At 73.7% G+C, this 11,793-nt stretch carries 2 protein-coding genes; both read left to right on the forward strand.

The window, feature by feature from the left end; all coding sequences use genetic code 11:
- Window positions 1–220 precede the first annotated feature (220 nt).
- On the forward strand, window positions 221–9,805 hold the full coding sequence (locus ACIP8Z_RS12995) for a type I polyketide synthase (RefSeq protein WP_402082313.1): 9,585 nt from the start codon (window positions 221–223) through the stop codon (window positions 9,803–9,805).
- Between the two features lie 171 nt (window positions 9,806–9,976).
- Window positions 9,977–11,793, forward strand: a 1,817-nt coding sequence (locus ACIP8Z_RS13000; RefSeq protein WP_402082316.1) for a type I polyketide synthase, incomplete at its 3' end; no start/stop codon positions are given.

An 11,793-nucleotide genomic window follows, 5' to 3' on the forward strand; every position in this document is an offset into this window, starting at 1 on the left:
CGCTGTTTCCGCGTGGTTAACTGAGCGGTTACGCGAGACGAGTCCTCGACGCCGGTCCCCCCGATTACCGGCAATTTGATTCTTGGACCAACTCCCGCGCCCTGGCCATTGGTTTACGGAGCGCCGACTCGATGCTAGGGTCCAAATTGAGATTGAGTCAGGCTGGGCCGCCGAGTCGGCCGCGCCGTTGATCGTGCTTCACGGGGGGAGCAGGAACATCATGATCCGCCATGCCCAAATTCAGGCGGCAGCAACGCCATCAGACAGCGCGGTACGAAGCCCTTCAGGCGGTGCGGCGGAAAAGCGGGAACCGTCGGTCCAGGATGGATCGTCGCAGCAGTTACCGAGCGGGATCGACGACCGGACCGTCGCCGTCGTCGGGCTTTCCTGCCGCTTTCCCGGCGGGGCGAACCCCGCCGAATTCTGGGACCTTCTCAGGAACGGCCGCGACGCCATAGCCGCGCCGCCCGCCGATCGCGCACACCTTGCCTCCATGGCCGACGGGTCGCCGCGCCCCGGTGGCTTTCTGCCCAGGGTCGACACCTTCGATGCCGAGTTCTTCGGTATTTCCCCGCGTGAAGCAGCCGCGATGGACCCGCAGCAGCGACTCGTCCTCGAACTCGCCTGGGAGGCGCTCGAGGACTCCGGCATCGTTCCGGCCACCCTCGCCGACACCGCCACCGGTGTCTTCATGGGCGCGATCGCCGACGACTACACGGCCGTCACGCACGCGGCCGGCCCCGACGCGACCTCCGCGCACACCGTGACGGGGCTGCACCGGGGCATCATCGCCAACCGGGTCTCGTACGTCCTCGGGCTCCGGGGCCCCAGCATGGTGGTCGACACGGCGCAGTCATCCGCGCTGGTCGCGGTGCATCTGGCCTGCGAGAGCCTGCGCCGCGGCGAGTCCGTCGTGGCCCTCGCCGGCGGCGTCAACCTCAACCTCGCGCCGGAGAGCACCCACGCCCTGGCCGCCTTCGGCAGCCTCTCGCCCGACGGGCGATGTTACGCACTCGACGCCCGGGCGAACGGCTACGTCCGGGGCGAGGGCGGCGGTGTGGTGACGCTGAAGCTCCTCAGCCGGGCCCTGGCCGACGGGGACCGCATCCACTGTGTGCTGCACGGCGGGGCCGTCGGCAGCGACGGTGCGAGCGACACCCTTCCCACCCCGAACGGAAAAGCCCAGGAACGCGTCATACGCGATGCCTGGGACAATGCGCGAATACCGCTGGAACAAGCACAGTACGTAGAAATACACGGATCGGGCACCCGGGTCGGCGACCCCATCGAAGCATCTGCTCTGGGCGCTGTTTTCGCCTCCTCCCGCTCTCCGGAGAATCCCCTCAGGCTCGGATCCGTCAAGACGAACATCGGCCATCTCGAAGGCGCTTCGGGCATCGCGGGGCTTGTCAAGACCATTCTCTGCCTCGCCCAACGGGAACTCGTACCGACCCTGAACTACGAGACCCCGAATCCACAGATTCCTTTCGCCGATCTCCGTATCTCCGCCGCCACCGAAACCGGACCGTGGCCGAATCCCGACGGTCCTCTCGTCGCCGGTGTGACATCGGTCGGAATGGGCGGGACCAACTGCCACCTGGTGCTCGGATCATGGCCGGAGAACACCGTGTCGGCCGCCGAGATCACGCCGCATCAGCCGCGTCATCGGGACGATTCGGAAGGTTCCGAATCCCTCGCCTGGGTGATCTCCGGGCGCGGCGACAAGGCGCTGCGCGCCCAGGCGGCCCGCCTACGCGAATTCCTCACCACGCACCAGGAATGCGGTGCCGCCGAGATCGCCCGGGCCCTCGCGCACGACCGGACCGCCTTCAGCCACCGGGCCGTCCTGGTCGGCGCCGACCGGAACGACCTGCTGGGCGCCCTGGACGCGGTCGCCGACGCGGGCGTCCACCGGGGCGCGGTCGAGGGCAGCAGCCACCAGGCCGTTCGCGAGGCCGTGTTCGTCTTCCCCGGCCAGGGTTCGCAGTGGGCCGGCATGGCCGCCGAACTCCTCGACAGCGCCCCCGTCTTCGCCCGGGTCGTCGAGGAGTGCGAGCGCGCGCTGCGCCCGTACCGCGACTGGTCGCTGACCGATGTGCTGCGCGGCCGCCCCGGCGCCCCGGCCCTTGACCGTGACGACGTCGTGCAGCCCGCGCTGTGGGCCGTGATGGTCGGTCTGGCCGCACTGTGGCGCGCGGCGGGTGTCGAACCGGCCGCGGTCGTCGGCCACTCGCAGGGCGAGATCGCCGCCGCCACCGTCAGCGGCGCCCTCTCCCTGGACGACGCGGCCCGGCTCGTCGCCGTACGAAGCGCCGCGCTCGGCGCGCTGGCCGGACGCGGTGGCGGCATGCTCACCGTGTCGCTGCCCGCCGACCGGGTGCGCGAAGACCTCGCGGCGTACCCCGGGTTGAGCGTGGCCGCCGTCAACTCGCCCGGCATGACCGTGGTCGCCGGTGACGGGGCCGCCCTGGACGCGCTGGCCGCCCACTACGGCGAGGACGTCCGTACCCGCCGTGTGCCGGTCGCGTACGCCTCGCACAGCCCGCACGTCGACGCCGTACGCGACACGCTGCCGGCGGAGCTGGCCGGAATCGCACCGCGCACCGGAACCGTGCCGCTGCTCTCGACCGTGACCGCCACGGCGCTCGACGGCTCCGAGCTGGACGTCGACTACTGGTACCGCAACCTGCGGGAGCCCGTGCGGTTCGAGCCCGCCGTACGCGCGCTGCTCGACGCGGGCCACGAGCTGTTCATCGAGATGAGCCCGCACCCCGTGCTCGCGCTCGCCGTCCAGCAGACCGCGGAGGCCGCGGACCTGCCCGTCGCCGCCCTGGGCACCCTGCGCCGCGACGAGGGCGGCCCGCAGCGGCTGCTGCTCGCGTTCGGCGAGGCCTTCTGCCACGGCGCGGACGTGGACTGGTCCGCGGTCCTGCCCTCCGGCGGCACGCGCGCCGAGCTGCCGACGTACGCCTTCCAGCGGCGGCGCCACTGGATCGCCGGGCCGTCCGACACCGCCCGCGCGCCGCTGTCGGCGGGCACCGCCCCGGCGCCGGCGGCTTCCGTCCGGGCTCCGGTGGTCCCGGACGACACCGAGGACGCACAGGACGCCGAGGCGACCCGCTCGCTGACCGGCCCGGCCGCCCTGGAGCTGGTGCGGGCGCACACCGCCGCCGTGCTCCGCTACGACTCCGCCGCCGAGATCGAGCCGCGGCGGACGTTCAAGGAGCTGGGCATCGACTCGGTGATGGTCGTCGAGCTGCGCAACCGGCTCGTCGCCGCCACCGGGCGCAGGCTGCCCACGACCGTGGTGTACGACCACCCCAGTCCCGCCGCCCTGGCCGCGGTGCTGGCCGAAGGGCAGCAGGACGCGGCGGCCCCCGAGGACCGGGCCGGCCAGGACGACGATCCGATCGTGATCGTCGGCATGGGCTGCCGTTTCCCGGGCGGGGTGGACTCCCCCGAGGCGCTGTGGCAGGTCGTCGCCGAGCAGCGTGACGTCATCTCGGGCTTCCCCGCGGACCGGGGCTGGGACCTCGACGGCCTCTACCACCCCGACCCCGCCCATGTGGGCACCACCTATGTGCGCAACGGTGGCTTCCTGGAGAACGCGGCGGAGTTCGACGCCGAGCTGTTCGGCATCTCGCCGCGTGAGGCGCTGGCGATGGATCCGCAGCAGCGCGCCTTCCTCGAAACGTGCTGGGAGGCCCTGGAGCGGGCCGGAATCGCCCCGGACTCCCTGCGCGGCACCCAGGCCGGCGTGTTCGCCGGTGTGATGGCCCAGGAATACGGTCCGCGGCTCGGCGAGGCGGGTGCGGGTGCCGCAGGGTTCGGTCTCACGGGCACCACGTCGAGCGTGGCCTCGGGCCGGGTCGCCTACACGCTCGGCCTGCAGGGACCCGCTCTCACGGTCGACACGGCGTGCTCGTCGTCGCTCGTCGCGCTGCACCTGGCCGTCCGTGCCCTGCGGTCCGGCGAGTGCTCGCTCGCCCTCGCGGGCGGTGTGACGGTCATGTCGACGCCCGGCATCTTCGTCGAGTTCTCGCGTCAGCGCGGGCTCGCGGCCGACGGCCGCTGCAAGTCCTTCTCCGCGGACGCGGACGGTACGGCGTGGGCCGAGGGCGTCGGTGTGCTCGTCGTCGAGCGGCTCTCCGACGCCCGACGGCTCGGACACGACGTCCTCGCCGTCGTCGCCGGTACCGCCGTCAACCAGGACGGCGCGTCCAACGGACTCACCGCACCCAGCGGCCCCGCCCAGGAACGGGTCATCCGCGCCGCCGTGGCCGACGCGGGAGTCACCTTCTCCGGAGTCGACGCCGTCGAGGCCCACGGCACCGGCACCGTCCTCGGCGACCCCATCGAGGCACAGGCCCTCCTCGCCACCTACGGCAGCGAACGCGAAGACGACCGGCCCCTCATGCTCGGGTCCCTCAAGTCCAACCTCGGACACGCGCAGGCCGCCGCCGGCGTCGGCGGCGTCATCAAGATGGTCATGGCCCTGCAGCACGGTGAGCTGCCCGCCTCGCTCAACGTGAGCAGGCCGAGCGCGCTCGTCGACTGGCAGTCCGGCGGCGTCGAGGTCCTCACCGAGCCCCGCCCGTGGCCCGCCGTCGAGGACCGGGCCCGCCGTGCCGGTGTCTCGTCCTTCGGCATCAGCGGCACCAACGCCCACGTCATCCTCGCCGAGGCCCCCGCGCCCGAGCCGGTCGCGTCCGGAGCGGGCTCCGGGAACGACGGCTCCGCGCCCCTGTGGGTGCTGTCCGGCCGTACCGAGGCGGCGCTGCGCGCCCAGGCCACCGCACTCGTCGACGCCCTGGACGCCTCCGGCGAGGTGTCCGACCGTGACCTCGGCCGCGCCCTGGCCACCACCCGTACCGCGCTCGACCACCGCGCGGCCGTCACCGCCGAGGACCGCTCCGAGGCCGTCGCGGCGCTGGCCGCGCTCGGCCGCGGCGAGCCGCACTCCGCGCTGACGCTCGGCACGACCCGCCCCGACGACGGTCTCGCCTACCTCTTCACCGGGCAGGGCAGCCAACGCGTGGGCATGGGCCGCGAGTTGTACGAGGGCGAGCCGGTCTTCGCCGCAGCCCTCGACGCGGTGTGCGCCGAACTCGACGCCTGCCGCGGCTCCGTGCCCGGTACCCCGCCGATCCGCGAGGTGATGTTCGAGGACGCCGAGGCGCTCAACCGGACCGAGAACACCCAGTGCGCCCTCTTCGCGCTCCAGGTGGCGCTGTTCCGGCTGCTCGAACACCAGGGCCTGGCGCCGGACGCCGTACTCGGCCACTCCATCGGCGAGTTCGCCGCCGCCCATGTCGCCGGGATCCTCACCCTGCCGGACGCCTGCGCCCTGGTCACCGCGCGCGGCCGGCTCATGCAGGCCCTGCCGGCCGGTGGCGCGATGCTGGCCGTCCAGGCGTCGCAGGAGGAGGTACTCCCGCTCCTCGAAGGCCGCGAGCACGAGGTGAGCGTCGCCGCCGTCAACGGCCCGATGGCCGTCGTCGTCTCCGGTGATGTCGAGGCCGTCGAGCAGGTCGCCGAGGCGTTCGCCGCCTCCGGCCGCAAGACCCGCCGGCTCGTCGTCAGTCACGCCTTCCACTCGCACCGCATGGACGGGATGCTCGACGCGTTCGCGGCCGTGACCGCGGGCGTCACGTACGCGGAGCCGCGCATCCCCATGGTGTCCACCGTCACCGGCGGACCCGTCGAGGTCACCGCCGACTACTGGGTGCGGCAGGTGCGCAGGGAAGTGCGGATGTCCGACGGTCTGGCGGCGCTCCACGGGCTCGGGATGCGGACCTTCCTCGAACTCGGCCCGGACGGTGTGCTGTCGGCGCTCGGTCAGGACTGCCTCGACGACGACGCGCTGGCGTTCGTCCCCGTGCTGCGGCGCGGCAGGTCCGAGCACCGCACCCTGGCCGCCGCGCTCGGCGCCCTGCACGTCCGCGGCCGGGGACCGGACTGGGACGCCGTGTTCGGCCCGGGACCGACACCCGGACTGCCCACGTACGCCTTCCAGCGGGAGCGGTACTGGCTGACGGCGCGCGGCACCGAAGGAGCGGCCGGTCACCCGCTGCTCGGCCCCGCCGTCGAGCTCGCCGAATCCGGGCAGGTCGTCCTGACCGCGCGGCTCGGCCGCCGTACCCACCCCTGGCTCGCCGACCACGCCGTCCTCGGTTCGGTCCTGCTGCCCGGCACCGCCTTCCTCGAACTCGCCGCCCGCGCGGGCTCGGAGACCGGTACGCCGCGGGTCGCCGAACTCACCCTGATCGCCCCGCTGGTGATCCCCGAGGAGGGCCGCACCGAGGTGCAGGTCGTCGTGGCCGCACCCGGCGACGACGGGCAGCGGGCGCTGACCGTGCACGCCCGCACCGAGACGCCGGACGGCGCCGTCGAGCCATGGACGCTGCACGCCACCGGAGCCCTCGCCGCGCACGACGGAGCCCCCTCGGCCGCGGCGGGCCTGCCCGCCACCGGCGGCGAGCCGCTGGCCGTCGACGGCTGCTACGACGAGCTGGCCACCGCGGGGTACGCCTACGGGCCCGTCTTCCAGGGCCTGCGGGCCACGTGGCGGCACGGCGCGGACCTCGTCGCCGAGGTCGCCCTGCCGCCGTCGGTCACCGACGCCGCCTCGTACGGGCTGCACCCGGCCCTGCTCGACGCGGCCCTGCACCCGATCGTCATGACGGCGCTGGACGACGGCAACCGCCGTCTGCTGCCCTTCTCCTGGCACGGTGTGACCGTCCGTCAGCCCGGCGCCCGCACCGCCCGCGTGGTCATCGCCCCCACCGGTCCGGACGCGGTGTCGCTGACCCTGCTCGACGAGTCCCGCGCGGTGGTCGCCGAGGTCGAGGAGCTGGTCCTGCGCCCGGTGAGCGACGAGGTGGCCGTCCCGCGGTCCCTCCACCGGCTGGACTGGATCCCGACCACCGTGGACCGGGAACCGTCGCCGTCGGCCGCCTCGCTCGGCACCGCCGACCTGGGCGTCGGTGCGCCGTACGCCGATCTCGCGGCCCTGGGCCGGGCCCTCGACGCGGGGCTTCCCGCCCCCACGGTGGTCTTCGCACCGCTCGCGGACCTCGGGGACCCCGGTGACGTCACCGGCTCCGGGGAGCGCGCCGACGGGTGGGGGGCCGGCTCCCGGACCGCCGTGCACCGTGCGCTCGCCCTGCTCCAGGAGTGGCTGGCCGACGACCGGCTCGCCGGCTCCCGGCTGGTGCTCGTCACCCGGGCCGCCGTGGCCACGGCGGCGGACGCCGACGTGGACCCCGGCCTCGCCGCCGTATGGGGTCTGGCCCGCTCGGCGCAGACCGAGAACCCCGGGCGCGTCGGACTCCTCGACGTGGAGTCGGCGGCCGACTGCCGCACCGCGCTGCCGCTGATCGGCGCGGAGCACCAACTCGCTGTACGTGGAGCCGAGTTGCTGGTACCGATGCTCGGCCGGGCGACGGCCGACGGCGCCCTGGTCCCGCCGGCCGGGGCCACCGCCTGGCGGCTGGGGGTCCGCGACCGCGGCACCCTGGACCACCTGGCGCTCGAACCCTGCCCGGAGGCCCTGGCCCCGCTGGCCGACGGCGAGGTACGCATCGCCGTGCGCGCCGCGGGCGTCAACTTCCGCGACGTCCTGAACACCCTCGGCCTCTACCCCGGCGACCCCGGGCTGCTCGGCCTCGAAGGGGCCGGCGTGGTCACCGAGGTCGGGCCCGGTGTCACCGGTCTCGACGTCGGCGACCGGGTCATGGGCCTGTTCTCCGGGGCGTTCGGCCCCGTGGTCGTCGCCGACCACCGGCGGGTCGCGGTCATGCCCGTCGACTGGACCTTCGCCCAGGCGGCGTCCGCGCCCATCGTGTTCCTCACCGCCTACCACGCCCTGGTCGACCTCGCCGGCCTGGCCGAGGGCGAGCGCGTCCTGATCCACGCCGCCGCCGGCGGTGTCGGGATGGCCGCCGTCCAGCTGGCCCGGCATCTCGGGGCGGAGGTGTACGGCACGGCGGGCCCCGGCAAGTGGGACGCCCTGCGTCCCCTCGGCCTGGACGGCGCGAACCTGGCGTCGTCCCGCACCCTGGACTTCGAGTCCGCGTTCCGCGCGGCCACCGAGGACCGCGGTATGGACGTCGTACTGAACTCGCTCGCCGGTGAGTTCATCGACGCCTCCCTGAGGCTGCTGCCGAACGGCGGCCGCTTCGTGGAGATGGGCAAGACCGATCTGCGCGACCCGGAACAGGTCGCCGCCGACCACCCCGGGGTGGACTACGGCTTCTTCGACCTGCTGCAGGAGCCGACGGAACGGATCGCCGAACTCCTCACGGACGTCCTGCGGTTGCTGTCCTCGGGGGCGCTCACTCCGCTGCCGCTGAGCACCTGGGACGTACGCCGGGCACCGGAGGCGTTCCGTCACGTCAGCCAGGCCCGGCACATCGGCAAGGTGGTCCTCACCCTGCCGGCGGCCCTCGACCCGGACGGCACGGTCCTGGTCACCGGCGCCACCGGCGCCCTGGGCGGGCTCGTCTCGCGGCACCTGGTCACGGAGCACGGCGCCCGCCGTCTGCTCCTCGTCAGCCGCCGGGGCCCCGACGCACCGGACGCCCAGGAACTGGCGGCCGAACTCGGGCAGCTGGGCGCGCAGGTGACGCTCGCCGCCTGTGACACCGCCGACCGCGACGCGCTCGCACGGCTGCTCACCGGCGTACGGCTCACCGCCGTCGTCCACGCCGCCGGAGTGCTCGACGACGGTGTGATCACCGCGCTCACCCCGGAGCGCCTCGACACGGTGCTCGCCCCCAAGGCCGCCGCGGCCCGCAATCTGCACGAGCTGACCGCGGACCACGACCTCGCGGCCTTCGTCCTCTTCTCCTCCGTCATGGGCGTCATCGGTGGCGCCGGCCAGGGCAACTACGCCGCGGCCAACGCCTACCTCGACGCCCTGGCCCAGCACCGCAGGGCACAGCGCCTCCCCGCGCTCTCCCTGGCCTGGGGCATGTGGGCGGACACCGCGGGACGACCGGGCGCCGCCGGAATGGCGGGGTCCCTGTCCGAGGCCGACCGGGGGCGGCTCGCCCGCACCGGCCTCGCGCCCATCGACCGGACGGAGGGCCTGGCCCTGCTCGACGCGGCACTGCGCATGGACACCGCCGCGCTCGTCCCCGCTCCGCTCGACCGTGCCACCCTCGGCACGCTGGGCACCCAACTGCCCACCGTGCTGCGGGACCTGGCACCGGCCGCACCGCGACCGGTCCAGGCGGCTGCCACCGCCGCGGCCCCGACGACCGCGACGCTGCGCGACCGGCTCGCCGCGCTGGGCGCGGCCGAGCGGGAGGAACTTCTCCTCGACCTCGTTCGAGTGCAGACCGCCGCCGTGCTCGGCCGCTCCTCCGCGTCCGGCATTCCCGCCGACCGGTCCTTCAAGGACCTGGGCTGCGACTCGCTGACGCTCGTGGAGCTCCGCAACAGGCTGCAGACCAGTGCCGATCTGCGGCTGCCCGCCACCTTCCTCTTCAACTACCCCACGCCGAGCGCGGTCGTGGCCCATCTGCACACCGAACTGGCCCCGGCCGAGGCGGAATCCGCCGCCTCCGGCGACCCGAAGGCCGTACCCGGTCTGGTCGAACTCGACGGCCTCGAAGCGGCGCTGGCCGAACTGCCGGACGACACCCAGGACGCCGTCAGGGACGAGATCGTCCAACGGCTCCAATCCCTGGCGGCCCGCGTCCCGGCTCAGCGGACCCAGGCCGACGACAAGGATCTGGCCGCCCGGGTCGAGTCGGCCTCGGTCGATGAACTCCTCGCGTTCATCGACTCCGAACTCTGACCCGAACCCCACTCCGACCACAACTCCACCCGCGCACCACACGGACCCGCGGATCCCGGTCCGCTCGTCCTGTCCTCCGCGCGCGGCACGTCCCTGGCACATCCCGGGGGCGTGCCGTGCCCGGACCGCGCACACGCACAGCTTCACGACGCCTACGGGGGCATCATCGCCATGACAACACCGGACAACGACAAACTCGTCGAATACCTCAAGCGCCTCACCGTCGACCTCCACCAGTCCCGCCAGCGGGTCCGTGAGCTGGAGGCCGGCGCCAACGATCCGATCGTGATCGTCGGCATGGGCTGCCGCTTCCCGGGCGGGGTGGACTCCCCCGAGGCGCTGTGGCAGGTCGTCGCCCAGCAGCGCGATGTGATCTCCGGACTCCCCACCGACCGCGGATGGGACCTCGACGGTCTCTACCACCCCGACCCGGACCACTCCGGCACGTCCTATGTGCGCGACGGTGGATTCCTCAGCGGCGCCGCCGAGTTCGACCCCGCGTTCTTCGGGATCGCTCCCCGTGAGGCGCTGGCGATGGACCCGCAGCAGCGGCTGCTCCTCGAAGTGTCGTGGGAGGCCCTGGAGCGGGCGGGAATCGCCCCCGGAACGCTGCACGGCACGTCGACGGGCGTGTTCCTCGGCGCGATCGCCCAGGAGTACGGTCCGCGGCTCGGCGAGGCGGCGGCGGGTTCCGCCGGGTTCGGTCTGACGGGCACGACGTCCAGCGTGGCCTCGGGCCGGGTGGCGTACACCCTGGGCCTGCAGGGACCCGCGCTGACGGTGGACACGGCGTGCTCGTCGTCGCTCGTCGCGCTGCATCTCGCCGTACAGGCCCTGCGGTCCGGCGAGTGCTCGCTCGCCCTCGCGGGCGGTGTGACGGTCATGTCGACGCCCGGCATCTTCGTCGAGTTCTCGCGTCAGCGCGGGCTCGCGGCCGACGGCCGCTGCAAGTCCTTCTCCGCGGACGCGGACGGTACGGCGTGGGCCGAGGGCGTCGGTGTACTCGTCGTCGAGCGGCTCTCCGACGCCCGACGGCTCGGACATGACGTCCTGGCCGTCGTCGCCGGTACGGCCGTCAACCAGGACGGCGCGTCCAACGGACTGACCGCGCCCAGCGGTCCGGCGCAGGAGCGGGTCATCCGGGCCGCCGTCCAGGACGCCGGGGTGTCGTTCTCCGGTGTCGACGCGGTCGAGGCCCACGGCACGGGCACGGTCCTCGGTGACCCCATCGAGGCGCAGGCACTGCTCGCCACGTACGGCAGTGCGCGGGACGGCGGTCAGCCCCTCATGCTGGGCTCGCTCAAGTCCAACCTGGGGCACGCGCAGGCCGCCGCCGGTGTCGGCGGGGTCATCAAGATGGTCATGGCCCTGCAGCACGGTGAGCTGCCCGCCTCCCTGAACGTGAGCAAGCCCAGCGAGCTGGTGGACTGGGAGTCCGGCGGCGTACGAGTGCTGACCGAGCCGCGCCCGTGGCCCGCCGTCGAGGACCGGGCCCGGCGTGCCGGTGTCTCGTCCTTCGGCATCAGCGGCACCAACGCCCACGTCATCCTCGCCGAGGCCCCGGCGGCCGAGCCGGTCGCCGAGGTCGCGCCCGAGCGTCCCGGGGCCGGTCTGCCGTGGATGGTGTCGGCGCGGTCGGCCGACGCGCTCGCCGAGGCCGCGGGCCGGCTGGCGGAGTACGTACGGGCACGGCCCGAGCTCCGCCCGGCCGATGTGGCCTTCTCCCTGGCCGCCAAGCGGTCCGCCTTCGAGTCCCGGGCCATGGTCCCCGGCGCCGAGGGGAGGGACGGGCTCCTCGCCGGTCTCGACGCGCTCGCCTCTCGCGAGGTCGACGGTGAGAACGGCGTGTCCTCTTCCCGAGCCGTGTTCGTGTTCCCCGGGCAGGGGTCGCAGTGGGTCGGCATGGCCGTGGGCCTGCTGGACTCCTCCCCCGTTTTCGCGCAGGTCATCGCCGACTGCGAGACAGCCCTCGCACCGTTCGTGGACTG

The sequence above is a fragment of the Streptomyces sp. NPDC088553 genome (assembly GCF_044752965.1).
Classification (GTDB): domain Bacteria; phylum Actinomycetota; class Actinomycetes; order Streptomycetales; family Streptomycetaceae; genus Streptomyces.

Bases quoted from the DNA above. Each gene is read 5' to 3' on its own strand.
- ACIP8Z_RS12995 (WP_402082313.1), top strand. From the start codon at position 221: ATGATCCGCCATGCCCAAATTCAGGCGGCAGCAACGCCATCAGACAGC.